12 protein-coding genes are annotated in these 17,762 nt (G+C 60.6%); 9 read left to right on the top strand and 3 right to left on the bottom strand.

What is annotated here, in order from left to right:
- Nucleotides 1–29 precede the first annotated feature (29 nt).
- From ACQY8Q_RS12180 to trxA, 9 genes are all read left to right on the top strand, one after another.
- The gene (locus ACQY8Q_RS12180) at nt 30–431 is read left to right on the top strand and encodes a PTS sugar transporter subunit IIA (protein WP_037096714.1); all 402 of its coding nucleotides are present in this window, start codon (nt 30–32) and stop codon (nt 429–431) included.
- Between the two features lie 13 nt (nt 432–444).
- Nucleotides 445–717: an HPr family phosphocarrier protein gene (locus ACQY8Q_RS12175; protein WP_428426817.1), complete on the top strand. Its 273-nt coding sequence runs from the start codon at nt 445–447 to the stop codon at nt 715–717.
- A gap of 185 nt (nt 718–902) precedes the next feature.
- Nucleotides 903–2,303, top strand: coding sequence for an adenosylhomocysteinase (gene ahcY / locus ACQY8Q_RS12170; RefSeq protein WP_428426816.1), 1,401 nt, complete (start codon nt 903–905; stop codon nt 2,301–2,303).
- Between the two features lie 402 nt (nt 2,304–2,705).
- Nucleotides 2,706–5,186, top strand: coding sequence for an ATP-binding protein (locus ACQY8Q_RS12165; protein ID WP_428426815.1), 2,481 nt, complete (start codon nt 2,706–2,708; stop codon nt 5,184–5,186).
- Complete coding sequence (tsaE, locus tag ACQY8Q_RS12160) at nt 5,186–6,673, top strand: tRNA (adenosine(37)-N6)-threonylcarbamoyltransferase complex ATPase subunit type 1 TsaE (protein ID WP_428426814.1); 1,488 nt, start codon at nt 5,186–5,188, stop codon at nt 6,671–6,673. The genes ACQY8Q_RS12165 and tsaE overlap by 1 nt, the downstream gene beginning before the upstream one ends.
- 42 nt (nt 6,674–6,715) lie before the next feature.
- Nucleotides 6,716–7,450, top strand: coding sequence for a nucleotidyltransferase family protein (locus tag ACQY8Q_RS12155; RefSeq protein WP_428426813.1), 735 nt, complete (start codon nt 6,716–6,718; stop codon nt 7,448–7,450).
- 4 nt (nt 7,451–7,454) lie between these two features.
- Nucleotides 7,455–10,646 carry a double-strand break repair protein AddB gene (gene addB, locus ACQY8Q_RS12150; RefSeq protein WP_428426812.1) on the top strand — a complete coding sequence of 1,064 codons (3,192 nt, stop codon included), beginning with the start codon at nt 7,455–7,457 and terminating at the stop codon, nt 10,644–10,646.
- Nucleotides 10,636–14,202 carry a double-strand break repair helicase AddA gene (addA, locus tag ACQY8Q_RS12145; RefSeq protein ID WP_428426811.1) on the top strand — a complete coding sequence of 1,189 codons (3,567 nt, stop codon included), beginning with the start codon at nt 10,636–10,638 and terminating at the stop codon, nt 14,200–14,202. Before addB ends, addA begins: the two co-directional genes overlap by 11 nt.
- Nucleotides 14,203–14,292: 90 nt before the next feature.
- Entirely contained in the window at nt 14,293–14,616 is a 324-nt protein-coding gene (gene trxA / locus ACQY8Q_RS12140) for a thioredoxin (protein ID WP_428426810.1), read from the top strand.
- A gap of 59 nt (nt 14,617–14,675) precedes the next feature.
- Here the strand turns inward: trxA and ACQY8Q_RS12135 are convergent, their stop codons facing one another.
- The 3 genes from ACQY8Q_RS12135 to accD form a co-directional block, all read right to left on the bottom strand.
- The gene (locus ACQY8Q_RS12135) at nt 14,676–15,305 is read right to left on the bottom strand and encodes a GNAT family N-acetyltransferase (RefSeq protein WP_428426809.1); all 630 of its coding nucleotides are present in this window, start codon (nt 15,303–15,305) and stop codon (nt 14,676–14,678) included.
- A gap of 44 nt (nt 15,306–15,349) precedes the next feature.
- The gene (locus tag ACQY8Q_RS12130) at nt 15,350–16,693 is read right to left on the bottom strand and encodes a bifunctional folylpolyglutamate synthase/dihydrofolate synthase (RefSeq protein ID WP_428426808.1); all 1,344 of its coding nucleotides are present in this window, start codon (nt 16,691–16,693) and stop codon (nt 15,350–15,352) included.
- Between the two features lie 128 nt (nt 16,694–16,821).
- Complete coding sequence (gene accD / locus ACQY8Q_RS12125; protein ID WP_113247428.1) at nt 16,822–17,736, bottom strand: acetyl-CoA carboxylase, carboxyltransferase subunit beta; 915 nt, start codon at nt 17,734–17,736, stop codon at nt 16,822–16,824.
- Nucleotides 17,737–17,762: the final 26 nt, after the last annotated feature.

Here is a 17,762-nt window from a genome sequence, read left to right as displayed (position 1 = left end):
TTTGCAGATGCAGTTGGAGCGAAGACACCATGATCGGACTTGTGCTTGTCACACACGGCAAGCTGGCTGAAGAGTTTCGTCATGCACTGGAGCATGTCGTCGGTCCGCAAAAGTCAATCGAGACTGTCTGCATCGGCCCCGAGGATGACATGGATCAGCGCCGGCAGGATATTCTGCACGCTGTGCTCGCAGCCGACGAAGGCAATGGTGTCATCATCCTTACCGATATGTTCGGCGGAACGCCGTCCAACCTGGCGATCTCGGTGATGCAGAGCGGCACCGTCGAAGTCATTGCCGGCGTCAACCTTCCCATGTTGATCAAACTGGCCGGTGTCCGCGGCGAAAGCGATATGGACAAGGCACTCGTCGAAGCGTCCGAAGCAGGCAGGAAATACATCAATGTCGCAAGCCGTGTCCTCAGTGGCAAATAACGGGACCTCGGTCATGACCCTCTCCCGTGACCTTCTAATCGTCAACAAGCGCGGACTGCATGCGCGCGCCTCGGCCAAGTTCGTGCAGACCGTTGAGGGCTACGATGCCGAGATCCGGGTCTCGAAGGACGGCATGACCGTCGGTGGCACCTCGATCATGGGCCTGATGATGCTGGCCGCCAGCACCGGCTGTTCGGTCTCCGTTACCTCCAGCGGCCGTCAGGCACAGGAAGCGCTCGACGCCCTTGATGCGCTGGTTGCCGACAAGTTCGGCGAAGAAATCTGACCTCGGCCAGATGAGAGACATAAAGACATAAAGACCTCTTTATGTCCTGTTGCTCCCTTTCGTATTTCCTGATAATTGAGGAACAAACCTCCTGCCCATCGCAGGAAGTGGCGAATTCTAGTGCGCCGTGCCCGGCCCTGCCAAAACGTCAGGACTTCGTGCATGGCACCAGCCCGGAGATACTCATGAGCACGAAAAACGACTACGTTGTTGCAGATATCGGCCTTGCCGATTTCGGCCGCAAGGAGATCATCATTGCCGAAACGGAAATGCCGGGCCTGATGGCCTGCCGCGAGGAATTCGGCGCGTCAAAGCCGCTGAAGGGCGCCCGCATCACCGGTTCTCTGCACATGACCATCCAGACGGCCGTGTTGATCGAAACACTGGTTGCTCTCGGCGCCGACGTGCGCTGGGCCTCCTGCAACATCTTCTCGACGCAGGACCACGCCGCAGCAGCTATTGCTGCCACCGGCGTCCCGGTCTTCGCCATCAAGGGTGAAAGCCTTGAAGACTACTGGACCTATACGGACCAGATCTTCCAATGGGCCGACGGCGGCGTTTCCAACATGATCCTCGATGACGGCGGCGACGCCACCATGTACATCCTGCTCGGTGCCCGCGCCGAAGCCGGTGAGGACGTTCTGTCGAAGCCGGAATCGGAAGAAGAAGAAATCCTCGTTGCCCAGATCAAGAAGCGCCTTGCCGCTTCGCCAGGCTGGTTCACCAAGCAGCGCGATGCCATCCAGGGCGTGACCGAAGAAACCACCACCGGCGTCAACCGCCTCTACCAGCTGCACGCCAAGGGCCTGCTGCCCTTCCCGGCCATCAACGTTAACGACTCGGTTACCAAGTCGAAGTTCGACAACAAGTATGGCTGCAAGGAATCGCTGGTCGACGGTATCCGTCGCGGTACCGACGTGATGATGGCCGGCAAGGTTGCCGTCGTCTGCGGTTACGGCGACGTCGGCAAGGGTTCTGCTGCTTCGCTGCTTGGCGCTGGCGCCCGCGTCAAGGTGACGGAAGTCGATCCGATCTGCGCCCTGCAGGCCGCCATGGACGGTTTTGAAGTTGTTCAGCTGGAAGACGTCGTGTCTTCGGCCGATATCTTCATCACCACGACTGGCAACAAGGACGTCATCCGCATGGACCACATGCGTGAGATGAAGGACATGGCGATCGTTGGAAACATTGGCCATTTCGACAATGAAATTCAGGTTTCCGCGCTGCGTAACCTGAAATGGACCAACATCAAGCCGCAGGTTGACCTCATCGAGTTCCCCAAGGGCAACCGCATGATCCTTCTGTCGGAAGGCCGCCTGCTCAACCTCGGCAACGCCACCGGCCACCCGTCGTTCGTCATGTCGGCTTCGTTCACGAACCAGACGCTGGCCCAGATCGAACTGTTCACCAAAGGTGATCAGTACGAAAAGGGCGTTCACATCCTGCCGAAGCACCTCGACGAGAAGGTCGCGCGCCTCCATCTCGCCAAGCTCGGCGCCAAGCTGACGGAACTTTCCCAAGAGCAGGCAGGCTATATCGGTGTGTCACCGAAGGGTCCATTCAAGTCTGAACACTACCGCTACTAGTCCTTACCCGGATAATCCACAACATATAGAGGCTGCGATCTTGACAGAAGATCGCGGCCTCTTTTTTTGCTTCGCCCTTCCCGAGGATTCCCCGAAGGCGTATGTTTTTGGCACAATGATTCGTGGCGAAGATGCGGAACAGACGCGTCACGGATGGGATGTCTTGTCGTTGAGGCGGCAAACAGACGAAGACATACCGGACTGCAATCGGAATTGAACGAGGCCTGCTTTGGCGGGATTTCGATTTGGCACTGCTTGGCGATTTGCAACCGGACCAATGAGCTTTGAACGTACCCGGCCGAAAGGCCGGGGCACGCTTCAAGGTGTTGAATACACAGATGATCGCGTGATTCGGGTTTTCCGGCGCATCGATCATGTGTGGTGCAAACGGGGAAGCACGCCATGGAAACAGGTCCTTTGAAACGCGCCGGCGGCCGGATTCCGTCCCTGTTGCGCCGGTTCATGGCAAGCTCGACACTCGTGGCTTTCGCCTGCCCCGCGTTTGCAGCGGCTGAGGGCGCGCCGACAGCCAATCTATTCGGCTCCTCGGAAGTCGTGACTTTTTCCCTCCTCATCGGCGTCATTTCCGCAGCCATGCTGTCGGCCATCTGGCTGATCCGCCAGCGCGGCAACATGGAGACCGACAATCGCGAACTGAATACGGCGCTGGCCGATGCCAACCACCGGATTTCGCGGTTCCAGGCGCTGATTGCCGACAAGAACCGCCGCATCGTCGTCTGGGAAGGCCAATCGAACAAACCTGAATTTCTCGGCCAGCTCCCGGCCGAAACCGGCGCACCGCCGGATGACCGTGACTTCCTCGCTTTCGGCCGATGGCTTAAATCGCAATCGGCATCCGATCTGGAAAAAGCCATCGAACGGCTGCGCTCAAATGCCGAGAGCTTTGACCTTGTCGTTGAAAGCAACCGGAGTGAAATCATCGAGGCTCAGGGCCGCGTTTCCGGCGGCCGCGCCTTCGTCCGTTTCGTCGCACTGAACAATCTGCGCGCCGAGCTTGCGGAAGTGAAAATGGAACGCGACCGCCTGCACGGCGCGCTGTCTAACCTGCACACGCTGCTCGATGCGATCGATCTTCCAGTCTGGCAGCGGGGACCGGACGGCGCCATCCTCTGGGTGAACGAAGCTTATGCCGAAGCTGTCGAAGCGGCCGATCCCTCTGCAGCGGTCAAGGAAAGCCGCGAGCTTCTGGCAACCGTTGCCCGTGAGAAGATCCGCGTCATCAGCACCTATGATTCGCCGTATCGCGAAAAGGTCTCCACCGTCGTGCGTGGAAACCGGACATTCTTCGATGTTGTGGACGCCAAGAGCACCAGCGGCTCGGCAGGCATGGCAATCAACGTCTCCGACGTCGAGGCCGTCCGCGAAGAACTCAACCGCACCCTGAAGAGCCATGCCGAAACGCTGGATCACCTGGCAACGCCGGTGGCGATCTTCGATGGTAGCCAACAACTTCAATTCTATAACCAGGCTTTCCAGCGGCTGTGGGACCTCGACATGGGCTTCCTCGAGCGCAAGCCGGGCAATGGCGAGATCCTCGACCGGCTGCGCGCCGTCGGCAAATTGCCGGAACAGCTGAATTGGAAGCAGTGGAAAGACTCGGCTCTCGCGGTCTATCAGGCGATCGAGACACAATCGGACCTCTGGCACCTGCCCAACGGCCAGACCCTGCGCGTGTTCGCCACCGCCCGCCCGCAGGGCGGCGCGACCTGGGTGTTCGAGAACCTGACGGAAAAGGTCGATCTGGAAACCCGCTACAACACGCTGGTGCAGGTTCAGGGCGAGACCATCGACCACCTATCGGAAGGCGTCGCCGTGTTCGGCCCCGACGGCCGCATCAAGCTGTCCAACCCCGCGTTTCGCGCACTCTGGGGTATCAGTGAGATCGAAGCGAAGCCGGGTACCCATATCCGCGCCATCGAACTGGCGTGCGCGCCATCCTACGATCAACCGGACGGTTGGAAGCGGTTTTCGCATCTCATCACCAGCTTTGACGATGAACGACCGTCCTGCCAGGGTATTCTGGAGCTGCGGACCGGCCTGATCCTCGATTTCGCCGTCATTCCGCTGCCCAACGCCCAGACCATGCTGACCTTCGTCAACATCACCGACAGCGCCCGGGTCGAGCGCGCGCTGACCGAGAAGAACGATGCGCTCCGGATGGCCGACCATCTGAAAAACGACTTTGTCCAGCACGTGTCCTATGAGCTGCGCTCGCCGCTGACCAATATTATCGGCTTTGCCGATCTCTTGAAAACACCCGCTTTCGGATCACTGACTGAGCGGCAGGCGGAATATGTCGATCACATCTCCACCTCGTCCTCCCTGTTGCTGACCATCGTCAACGATATTCTCGATCTGGCCACCGTCGATGCGGGCATCGTCGAACTCGACCTGTCGGAAATCAACCTGACGGATTTCCTTGATGAAGTGTCGCTGCAGATGGCCGACAGGCTGCAGGAAAGCGCCGTCACCCTGCAGATCGACACGCCGGATATGCTCGGCCTGTTCGTGGCCGATCACCAGCGTCTGAAGCAGATCCTTATCAAGCTTTTGACCAACGCTGCAAATTTTGCGCCTGACGGCAGCACAGTCAGCCTGAAATGCCGCCGTGACGGCAACGATTTCGTCTTCAGCGTCACCGACAGTGGCACCGGCATTCCGCAGGATGTTCTCGACACCGTATTCAAGCGTTTCGAAAGCCATGGCCAGCACGGCGGCGCAGGTCTCGGCCTGTCGATCGTCGAAAGCTTCGTCAGCCTTCATCACGGCACCGTATCGATCCGCAGCCGGGAAGGCGAAGGCACGGAAGTGAGCTGCCGGATTCCGTCCGGCGACCTGCCGCAGATCGCCGCGGCGGAATAATGCAGGTGATCGAGCTCACCCTCAAGGACGAAGCAGCCACGATCGAGCTCGGCGAGGATCTGGCGCTAGCCCTGAAAGCCGGCGATTGCCTGGCGCTGTCGGGCGATCTCGGCGCCGGCAAATCGACACTGGCGCGCGCCTTTTTGCGGGCCATGGCCGACGATCCGGCGCTGGAGGTTCCAAGCCCCACCTTCACGCTGGTGCAAAGTTATGAGCTGCGCATTCCGGTTTCGCATTTCGATCTCTACCGGCTGGCGGACGTGTCAGAACTCGATGAGCTGGGTTTTGACGAAGCGTTGTCCGAGGGCATCTGCCTGGTGGAATGGCCGGAAAATGCCCTGGCGGCGCTACCGAAGTCGCGGCTGACCGCAACGTTTTCTCATCTCGGCGACGGACGCGCCGTCACCATCACCGGTGAAGCTGGCGCCCTTGCACGAATTGAGCGCAGCCTTGCCATCCGCGCCTTCCTCAGACAGTGCGGGTACGGTCACGCCAAACGCCGCCATCTCAGCGGCGATGCGTCCGCACGGGCCTATGAACGCATTCTCGTTCCCGGAGAACCGATCCGCATCCTGATGGACTCGGCCCGTCACAAGCCCGGGCCGATCCTGCAGGACGGCAAATATTATCAGCAGCTCGCCCATCTTGCCGAGGATGTCATTCCCTTCGTCGCCATCGCCCGCGACATCAGGGAAAAAGGGTTTTGCGCGCCGGATGTCTATGAGGCCGATCTCGATGCCGGGATCCTGCTGATTGAGGACCTCGGCAGTGACGGTATTCTCGACCCGGACGGACGACCGATTGCCGAGCGTTACCTGGAAAGTGTGCGCGCCCTCGCCCATCTGCATGCGCAGCCGGTGACGCGGGATATCTCGCTCGGGCCTGTCACCCACCATATTCCCGACTTCGACCGCGTGGCAATGAAGATCGAGACTAGTCTGCTGCTCGACTGGTACCTGCCCTGGAAGCGCGGCGAAAAGGCTTCGGATGCCGAGCGCCATGGCTATTTCGCCGTCTGGGACCAACTGATCGATCTTCTGGCCTCATCGGAAAAGAAGCTGCTGCTGCGCGATTTCCATTCGCCGAACATCATCTGGCGCGGCGATCGCTCCGGCTTCGAACGGATTGGCATCATCGACTTCCAGGATTCGATGATCGGCCCAACCGCCTATGACGTCGCCTCGATCTCGCAGGATGCCCGCGTCACGATCGAACCGGATCTGCGCGACGCGATGCTGTCGCTCTACTGCACAGAACGCCACGCTCTCGGCACGTTTGACGAGACGGCGTTCCGGCGCGACTGGCATCTGATGTCCGCCCAGCGCAATTGCAAGCTCGTTGGCATCTGGGTGCGGCTGATGCAGCGCGACGGCAAACCCTTCTACATGAAGCACATGCCGCGGACATTTTCCTATCTTGAGGTGGCACTCCAACACGAAGCACTCGCGCCCTTGCGCGATTGGTGCATAAAGGCTGGAATCCTTTAGGCCGAATCAGCGGCTAGAGCTTCAGTGGAATACGTGCCGCCCATGTCCATCATCGAAAACGCCATGGTGCTTGCGGCGGGGCTTGGAACCCGTCTGCGCCCGATCACCGATACAATGCCGAAACCGCTGGTTCCGATCGCGGGAAAGCCGATGATCGACTATGTGCTCGACCTGCTGGAGGCGGCGGGCGTGACGACGGCTGCGGTCAATGTCCATCATTTTGCCGACAAGATGGAAGCGCATCTGGCTGAGCGAAGCCGGCCAAACATCTTGGTTTCCGATGAGCGGGCAGCGCTGATGAATTCCGGGGGCGGGTTGGTCAAGGGATTGAAGCTACTTGCCGAAGGCCCGGTTCTCGTGATGAATGCCGACCTGTTCTGGGTTGGAGAAAAGCCGGCCGAACCGTCCAATCTTGAACGGCTCGTGTCCTTCTTCGATCCAGAGCGCATGGACATGGCACTGCTCTGCGTGCGCAACGAAGATACGACCGGACACAACGGCAAACTGGATTTTTCGCTCGATCCCCAAGGACAGCTGTCGCGCTACAAGGATGGTATGGACAATCCTGTTGTCTATGCGGGCGCAATCGCGCTGCACAGCCGTCTTTTTGCCGATGCACCCGATGATGCTTTCAACATCAACATCTATTTCGATCGTGCGATCGCCCAAAACCGGCTTTTCGGCATTGTTCTCGACGGTCGCTGGCTAACCGTCGGGACGCCTGAAGCGATTGGCCTGGCCGAAGACGTGATCCAACAGTTTGCGACAGGAGCCTGATGACGTGACGGATCCCGTCTCCAACGTCTTCACCATTCCACCCGGCCTTCCCTTCCTGAAGACCGTGGTCGAAAAGCTGTGTTCCGGTGAACTGGTTCCCGGTTTCCGCTACGACACGGCCGATCCGCTGTCGCTTGCCGGCGTGACCATTTTTGTGCCGACCCGGCGCTCGGCCCGCGTGCTGCGCTCAGAACTGGTGGATTGCCTTGGCGGACGCTCGGCGATCCTGCCGATGATCCGGGCACTGGGTGAAACCGATGACGATAGCGGTTTCTTCGATGCCGAAATCCCGGCTATCCTCGATCTCGCACCGCCCTTGCCCAACCTTGCCCGGCTGATCGAGCTTGGCTGCCTTATCCTTGCCTGGCGAAACCAGCTGCCGAAGGCTGTGCTCGACGTGCACGCGGAAAGCCCGCTGATCGCACCGGCCAGCCCCGCCGACGCCATCTGGCTGGCGCGCAATCTCTCCGAGATCATCGACGCGATGGAGACGGAGGAACTGGACTGGGATGCGCTCGACAAGCTCGATGACGCCGACCATGCGCTCTGGTGGCAGCTGACGCTGGCATTCCTGAAAATTGCCAGCACCTATTGGCCGGCCCGGCTGGAGGAACTGAAGCAATCCTCTCCCGCTCGCCACCGGAATGCCATCCTTGAAGCCGAGGCCCTGCGCATCGCCAACGGCAAGGTGACCGGCCCGATCATCATTGCCGGCTCCACAGGCTCCATCCCGGCAACCGCCAAGTTGATTGCGGCTGTGCAAAAACTTCCAAACGGAACCATCGTCCTTCCCGGTCTCGACCAGACGATGAGCGATGCCGAATGGATGATGATCGCCCCGGAAGCCGGAACGCTGACCGGTCGCTCGGATTCGGCAAGCCGCAGCCATCCGCAATACGGGTTTTTCCGCTTGCTGAAACGCATGCAGGTTTCACGGCAGGACGTCACAGTTCTCGGTGTTCCGGAGCCTGATCTCGATTACCGGGCAGAGCTGATCTCCCATGCCCTTCTACCAGTTCAGGCGACCAGCAGCTGGACGGCGCTGCGTGGCGATGTCGATCCAGCCCGGCTAACCGTTGCCTTTGCCGATGCGGCGCTGATTGAAACGGCCAATGAGCGCGAAGAGGCAACCGCTATCGCCATTGCGCTCCGCCTTGCGCTGCACGGCAATGAGGAAAGCCAGGCAGCCCTCATCACCCCCGACCGCGACCTTGCCCGCCGGGTGGCGGCAGAACTCATGCGCTTCGGTATCGAAGCCGACGATTCCGCCGGTACGCCGCTCTCGTCCACCGGCCCCGGAAGCCTGGTGAGGTTGCTGCTCGAATCAGCTTTGCGACCGGGTGATCCCGTCTCCATCGTGGCGCTTCTCAAACATCCGCTCGCCCGTTTCGGCTTGTCGTCCGAGGCGATGAATGCAGCCGTCACGACGCTGGAGCTGATGGCATTGCGCGGTGGCACCGGCAGCGCCGATATTTCGGAGCTTGAAACCCTTCTCGACCAGACATTGCAGCACGAAATCGGCAAGAAGCATTTGCCGGAATGGCGCGGCCAGATCGACGACGAGGCCATCGAGCAGGCCCGCGATCTCGCCCGGCGTATTGCGGCAGCAGCCGAGCCGCTGGCCGGCACATTGGTGCGCCACCACAGAAGCGGCCGGGGGCTGACTGCAGCCTTGCCGCTGTCGCAATGGGCAGAGAAAACCGGAGCCGCGCTGGAAGCGGTCGCCATCAATGAGCATGGCAGCCTTGCCGGGCTCTGGTCGGGTGAAGCCGGCGAAGCACTTGCGGCACAGTTGCGTTCCGTCATCGATACCGAAGGCCAGCTGACGGCGGACGGGCCGCAATGGAGCGATATCGTCGAGGCCTTGTCGGCGAGTGAATCGATCAAGCCGCGCTCGATGCGCCATCCGCGCGTGTTCATTTTCGGCGCACTCGAGTCCCGCCTGCAAAGCGTCGATCTCGTGGTTCTCGGCGGCATGAACGAGGGAACTTGGCCCGGCCAGACGGCCAATGATCCGTTCCTGTCGAGAACGATGAAGACCGCGATGGGGCTTGAGCCACCCGAGCGGCGGATCGGCCAGCTGGCCCATGATTTCCAGATGGCCTGCGGCACGCGCAAACTCATTCTGACCCGCGCCATGCGCAAGGGCGCCACACCGACCGTCGCCTCCCGCTGGCTGCAGCGGCTTCTCGCGGTCGGTGGCAAGCCGTTTGCGGCAACGCTGCGCTACAATGGACGGGATTATCAGCAATGGGCTGGCATGCTGGATCAGGGCGTCACCCAGCCACTGGCCAAAAGGCCGGAACCGAAACCTTCGGCGGAACACCAGCCACGCAGCTATTCCTTCAGCGAAGTGAGCCGGCTACGGCGTGATCCCTACGCCGTCTATGCGCGGCGTATCCTGCGCCTGCAGCCGATCGATCCCTTCAATCGTGATCCAGGTGCCGCCGAACGCGGCACGCTGTATCACAAGATCGTGGAACGTTTTGTGCGCGCCAAGCTGGATGCGGCATCGCCGGAAGCACAAGTGGAAATGAGCCGGATTCTCAATGAGGCCTTCGATGAACAGGCCCTGCCCGCCCATATCGATATCGTCTGGCGGCCGCGTTTTGCCGCTGTCGGCAAGGCCTTTATCGACTGGGAAATCAGCCGACAGGGCGATATCCGTAAAAGCTTCACCGAGCTCTACGCCTCGATGGAGCTTGGCGTGTCAGACATCAAGCTGACCGGCATTGCCGACCGGATCGACATTTTGGGCGATGGCAGCGCCGTAATTGTCGATTACAAGACCGGATCGAACCCCTCGATCAACGAGGCCCGCGCTTTACTTGACCCACAGCTCGCACTAGAGGCGGCAGCGCTCAAGGCCGGCGCATTCCAGAAGGCCGGGGCGAAACACCCGCAATCGCTGCTGTATGTCCGCCTCAAACCCGGCGAACGGTTTGCCGTCCAGGAGGTCAACAATGAGCATGCCAAGGCGCGCGCCAATGTCGAGACCAAGTCGGCCGAGCAATTGGCCGAGGATTCGCTGAAGGAACTGACCGGACTTCTCGCGGCCCTGATGAGCGGCAAATACGGCTTTGCCTCCCGGTTGATCGTGCAGAAGGAGCGCGATTACGGCGGAGAATACGACCATCTGGCCCGGGTTGCCGAATGGGCGACAGCGGAAGGTGAGGATGACAGCAATGACGGATGACGATTTCGGCCCGCGCGAGCCGACGCCGCAGGCCTGGCTGGACTGGACATCGGCCAAGCAGGCACTCGCCTCCGACCCCGCCCGCTCCGCCTGGGTTTCCGCCAATGCCGGTTCCGGCAAGACGCATGTCCTAACCCAGCGCGTTATCCGGCTCCTGCTGTCCGGTTGCCGGCCCTCGGCAATCCTCTGCCTGACCTATACCAAGGCGGCGGCATCGGAAATGTCCAACCGCGTGTTCGAGCGGCTGGCAGAATGGGTGACGCTGGATGATGCCGCCCTGGATGACCGGATCACCGCGATCGAGGGTGAACGGCCGGATCTGCTGAAACGCCAGGAAGCCCGCCGCCTGTTTGCGCGTGCACTGGAAACGCCCGGCGGGTTGAAGATCCAGACCATCCACGCCTTCTGCGAAGCGCTGCTGCACCAGTTTCCTCTGGAAGCGAATGTTGCCGGGCATTTCTCGGTGCTGGACGACCGCGCCTCTGCCACGCTTCTGGCTGATGCCCGGCGGGCATTGCTGACCGCCACTGCAAGCGAGGATGACCCAGAGCTGACCGAAGCCTTTGCAACGGTGCTCGATCTTGCCGACGATACCGGGCTTGAGAAACTGCTCTCGGCGATAGTTGCGCAACGCACGCCGATCCAGGTGTTTCTTGATGAAGCCGGCAGCAAAGGCGGTATCGATCCAGCCCTTCGCCTGGCTTTGGGGCTCAACTCCGACGAAACGACGCAAACGGCATTAGCCGGATTCTGGCCTCTGAAGGGGCTGAACGGCGCGGCGCTCGAACGTTATGTCGGCATGGCACTTTCCGCCGGTGGCGCCAAGGTTACGGAGTTTGCCGATGGCCTGCGCGCCGTCGCCAAGCTCGCCGATCCGCTGCAACGCTACAATGCGCTGAATGGATTGTTCTTCACCCAGGCTGGCAAGCCGAAAGCCGATTCCGCCTTCCTATCCAAGGGCATGCGCGACAAGGCGCCGGATCTGGAAGACCTTGTCAACGCGGCCCGCGACCACATTATCGCCGCCACCGACCGGCTCAACCTGATTTCGATGTTTGAGGCCACCAAGGCAGCACTGGTGCTCGCCGACCGGCTGAACAACGACTACGAAGACATCAAGAAGAGCCGAAGCCAGCTGGATTTCGATGACCTGATCAACCGCACTGCGACCCTTTTGTCGCGTGGCGATGTCAGCCGCTGGATCCACTACAAGCTTGACCAGGGCATCGACCATATCCTTGTTGACGAGGCGCAGGATACCAGCCCGGTGCAATGGACGATCATCCAGTCGCTCGCCGAGGATTTCTTTTCCGGCGAAACCGCACGCGGCGGCAACCGGACGATGTTTGCCGTCGGCGACGAAAAGCAGTCGATCTATTCCTTCCAGGGCGCCCGGCCCGAGCGGTTTTCCAACGAGAGCATCGAGACCGAACGGCGGGTTCGTGATGGCGGCAAGGCCTTCAGCCCGATCCGGCTGCAGCTGTCTTTCCGCTCGACTGAAGACGTGCTCTCGGCCGTCGATACCGTATTTGAAAATCCGGTTCATGCCCGTGGCCTCAGCGCCCGCAATGATGCGGTCGTGCACGCGTCCAACCGCATCGGCCACCCCGGTCTCGTGGAAGTCTGGGATGCGATCGCGCCGGCTGACAGCATTCAGGAGGACGACTGGACGGCCGCCTTCGACGCGACGCCCGAAGATGCGCCGGCCAATATCCTGGCGCAGTGTATTGCCGCTATCCTTGCCGACTGGATTGGCCGCGAAACCGTGATCGAAAAAGGCGTCAAACGGCCGATGCAGCCGGGCGATGTCATCGTTCTCGTGCGCAAGCGCGACGCCTTCGTCAACGCTCTGACCCGTGCCTTGAAGACCAGACAGAACATTCCCGTTGCCGGCGCCGACCGGCTGGTGCTGACCAACCACATTGCCGTGCAGGACCTGATGGCGCTCGGCCGTTTCGTGCTTCTGCCACAGGACGACCTGTCGCTGGCGGCGGTGTTGAAGAGCCCGCTGTTCAACCTTGGCGAAGACGATATCGCAGTGCTGGCGGTGGGAAGGCCGCCATCCGTCAGCGTCTGGAACAATCTTCTCGATTTCGGCGCTGACAAGACGAGCCGTTATCATCCCGCCCTGCAGAAGCTGCAGCGCTACAGATCGCTATCGCGCACCCTGCCGGTGCATGATTTCTACGCGCAGATCCTTGGCCAGGACGGCGGACGGGCGGCCTATCTCGGACGGCTCGGCACCGAGGTCAGCGATATTCTCGACGAATTCCTGACCTTTGCGCTCGATCATGAAAAGAACGGCCTTCCCGGCCTGCAGGCCTTCATTTCCGGCTTGGAGATGGAAGCACCAACGGTCAAGCGCGAGCAGGACAAGGAGCGCAACGAGGTCCGCATCATGACGGTTCACGCGGCGAAGGGCCTGGAAGCGCCGGTGGTTTTCCTGGTCGACGGCGGCGGCAAGGCCTTTAACTCACAGCATGTCTCCGGTCTCAGGATGATCAAGCAGGACGATCGCCCGGGTGCAATGCCGCTGCCCGTCTGGCGCCCGCCTGGCGCTGCATCCACCATCCTGGTCGATGCAGATACCGACCGGTTGAAAACGGCTGCCGAGGAAGAATACCGCCGGCTGCTTTATGTCGGCATGACGCGCGCGGCTGACCGGCTGATCGTTTGCGGCTATCGGGGCAAGCGCGGCAATCTTGAGAGCTGGCATGCCATGGTCACCACCAGCCTCTCTACCGATGAGCGTGGCCGCAGCGCACCAATGACATTTGCCGCCGGAGATCAGGAATGGACCGGCTATCGTTGGCAGGTTTCCGCGTCCGGCCGCGATCTGCAGACGCAGGAACGGAGCGAGGAGACGGCGGAAGTACAACGCATGGGTCTGCCGCCGGCACTGTTGCAGCCTTTGCCGCCGCAAAAACATCTGCCCCGGCCTCTCAGCCCTTCCGGCGCGGGTGCCGTGATCGATGAAGAGGAGAGTGGTGCCATCATGGGCTCTGCCCTGTTCTCGCAGAAGCCCGGCGCCGATACGTCGCTGCTGCGCGGTGCGATCCTGCACCGGTTCCTGCAGGTGCTGCCATCGGTCGTACCCGAAGAACGACGGGCGGCGGCTGAGCGGTATCTGCTTCGCTCCGTTCCGCGCTGGTCTGCCGCACAACGTCAGGCATTGACTGAATCTGTGCTGAGGGTGATCGAGCATCCAGATCTGGCCGCATTATTTTCAGACGGCAGCCGGGCGGAAGTATCCGTCATGGGCACGCTCAAGCTTGGCGCCAGGGACTTTGCGGTGTCGGGCCGGATCGACAGGCTAGCCATATCGGGAAACACCGTCATCATTGCCGATTTCAAGACCAATCGCGAAATCCCTGCCTCCGCAGAAGCAGTCCCCTTTGTCTACCGGGCGCAACTGGCCATCTACCGCGCCCTGCTGCAGCCGCTTTACCCGGATCACGTTATCCTATGCGCTTTGATCTATACCGGGGGTCCCACCGTTCTTACCCTGCCGCAGGCGATGCTGGACAGCAGTCTTGTGGAGCTCGCGACAAAGTGAGATAGGAATGGGATTGAAAAGCTGACGCTCAACCATCACATGATGGGTAACCGTTCGAAGAACGCCGATTTCGAAACCAAGGAGCAGCCTATGGCTACCGTAAAAGTCGATACTTCCAATTTTCAGGACGAAGTCCTGAACTCCGTCGAGCCTGTCATCGTCGATTTCTGGGCCGAATGGTGCGGCCCGTGCAAGATGATCGCTCCGAGCCTGGAAGAAATTTCCGTTGAAATGGCCGGTAAGGTCAAGGTTGCCAAGGTCAACATCGACGAGAACCCGGAAATCGCCGCCCAATATGGCGTGCGCTCGATCCCGACCCTTGCCATGTTCAAGTCCGGCGAAGTTGCCGACATCAAGGTCGGTGCTGCACCGAAGACGGCCCTGACCTCCTGGATTGCCAACGCTGCTGCGTAAGTGACGTTCAGACTGAATCAAAAAGCCCGGGAAACCGGGCTTTTTTCGTTTCTACAAGATCACTCAATGCCGGGTGCAGGTTCCAGCAATGGAACATGTGGGGCGGCGGTTTTCGGCATCAGGCCGATCAGACGCGGGTCGTCGTGAACCTCGACCATCAGCTTGTAAGGCTTGAAGCCGGAACGCTGATAGAAGCCGACGGCCGCCGGGTGATCGAATGTACAGGTGTGCAGCCAGAACCGCTCGATCGGCTGCGCCCAGGCCTTGGCGATCGCTTGGTTCATCAGCAAGCGGCCGGTTCCCTTGCCGATCGCATCCTTGACGATGCCGAAATAAACCACTTCGCATTCACCGGGAATGCGGAAATCGAGCTCAAGCAAGCCGATATCGCGGTCACCGTCGCGCAACGCATAGGTTTCCATCGATGGATTGGAGAGTATGCCGCGCACTTCGTCATCGCCGACGCCCAGCATCGATCCCCACAGCCAGTCCTCGCCGACATCGCGAAACAGACGCCGGTAGATATCGAGGTTTTGCGGGCTAAGACGAACGAGCGCAAACGGCAGGCCCGGCAATCCGGTCGTTTCCGCCGGCCGCTGCCGCATTTCCAGGAACGTCACCACGTTGGCAACCTTGCCGGCCGGAACAGGGGAATAGCCATCTGGCAGTTCGGGATGATTATCGGACATTGATTTTCTCTGCTCCGGAGTTCGGATGGGCGCGCTGCGGTGCTTTATTTCGGCGGCGTGCCGTTGTCGGAAAGAACATCGCCGACAAGATACAGCGAGCCGCCGATCAGGATACGTGGCGCCACCGGATCATCGTCGAACATTGCCATGATAGCGCCAAGCGCTTCGGCGACCGTCGCCATCGCGCCGGCCTCGAAGCCTGCCGAAGCAGCATCGGCGGCCAGCGCCACCGCATCTATCCCGGCGTCAGAGCCCCGGATCGGCACGGTAAACACCTGTTCGGCCAGCCCCTTGAAGGCCTGGAAATACCCGACCGGATCCTTGGTATTGATCATGCCGATGATCATGAACAGCGGTCGCGGGTCGCGCTCTTCCAGATTGGCCATAGTTTCGGCAATGACCTGACCGGCGCCCGGATTGTGTCCGCCATCGACCCAGATTTCCGAGCCCTCGGGCGCCAGACGCGCCAGATTACCTTCTGTCAACCGCTGGAGACGACCCGGCCACTCGACGGTGACCAACCCTTTGTCAATGACGGCATCGGATATATCGAAACCGGCGGCTTTTACCGCGCGGATGGCAGCAGCGGCGTTGGCGTATTGATGGCGGCCGGGCAGGCGCGGCACCGGCAGGTCGGCAAGGCCGAATTCATCCTGATAGACCAGACGGCCAAATTCCTCGTGCGCCATAAAGTCCTGTCCATAGACCGAAAGCGGGCATTTCAGCCGCTCGGCAATGGAGATCAGCACATCGCGCGCCGTATCTTCTTCCTGATGGCCGATCACCACCGGGCAACCGCGCTTCATGATCCCGGCCTTCTCCGCAGCAATCAGTTCGACGCGATCACCGAGATAGGCCTGGTGGTCGAGCGAGATCGGCATGATCACCGAAACGGCGGGGGTCTTGATAACATTGGTCGCATCGAACCGGCCACCGAGACCAACTTCGATGATGACGACGTCGGCCGGATGCTCGGCAAACAGCACGAAGGTGACGGCCGTTAGTATCTCAAAAACAGTGATCTTCTGCCCGGCATTGGCCGCGCCAACGCGGCGAACAGCGTCGGCCAGAACGGCATCGCTGACCAGCGCGCCGCGCTCGCCTTTTTTGCCGATGCGATAACGCTCGTGCCAATTGACCAGATGGGGAGATGTGTGGACGTGGACGGCGAGACCGGCAGCCTCAAGGATGGCGCGGGAAAAGGCCGTTACCGAGCCCTTGCCATTGGTGCCGGCGACATGGATCACCGGCGGCAGCTTGTCCTGCGGGTTGCCGAGCACATCGAGAAGCCGGGTGATCCGGTCCAGCGACAAATCGAAGCCCTTCGGGTGAAGCGCCAGCAGCTTGTCGATTTCCTGCCCAGCCTCGGACACCTGCACCGTGGTCATCACCGCTCCCTCCAACTGCCGCTGGAGCGCCGGGCGCTCATGCAAGCGCGCTCAAGACGCGCCAATCCCAAATGATCTCATCGCTTACGGGCGACCGGGGCAATCCCGAGCGCCTTCTTATTTGACGCTCAGGCGCTGGCAGCCATCGGAACCGCAGCGATAGCAGTGCTGCCATTCAGCTTGGCTGCATCAACCGGCTTCTTCATCAGGATCTTCAGCACGCGAGCCAGCGTATCTGGAATATCGTGACGCTTGATGACCATGTCGATCATACCGTGTTCCATCAGGTATTCCGACGTCTGGAACCCTTCCGGCAGCTTTTCGCGAATGGTCTGCTCGATAACGCGCTTGCCGGCAAAGCAGATTTCGGCACCCGGCTCGGCCAGATGCAGATCACCCAGCATGGCATAGGACGCTGTCACGCCACCCGTGGTCGGGTTGGTCAGCACGACGATATAGGGAAGTCCTGCTTCCTTTAGCATCTGCACGGCAACAGTGGTGCGCGGCAGCTGCATCAGCGACAGGATGCCTTCCTGCATGCGGGCGCCGCCCGACGCCGGGAAAATCACCAGCGGGCATTTTTCTGCAATTGCCTTTTCGAACGCCTTGACGATCGCTTCACCGGCAGCCATGCCGAGCGAGCCGCCCATGAAGTTAAATTCATGCACGACTCCGACCAGCTTGACGCCACGGCAACGGCCGACACCGGCGACGATGGTGTCTTCAAGATCGGTCTTGATGCGGCTGTCACGCAGGCGATCAACATATTTCTTCGAATCGCGGAACTTCAGCGGGTCCTGCGCCACCTTCGGCTGCGGCAGGGCCTCGTAGACGCCGTCATCAAACAGATCCTTCAACCGCGCCTTGGCCGGCATCTTCATATGGAAGCCGGATGCGGGGATGACCCATTTATTTTCCTCAAGATCGCGGTGAAACACCATCTCGCCGGTTTCCGGGCATTTGATCCAGAGATTTTCCGGAACTTCCCGGCGACCGAGCATCGAGTTGATCTTCGGTCGAACGTAATTTGTGATCCAGTTCAAATCCAAACTCCTGAATAGTCAAAACC

Source organism: Pararhizobium sp. (genome assembly GCF_965279435.1).
GTDB lineage: Bacteria > Pseudomonadota > Alphaproteobacteria > Rhizobiales > Rhizobiaceae > Pararhizobium.
This window is presented reverse-complemented; position numbering and strand designations above follow the sequence as displayed.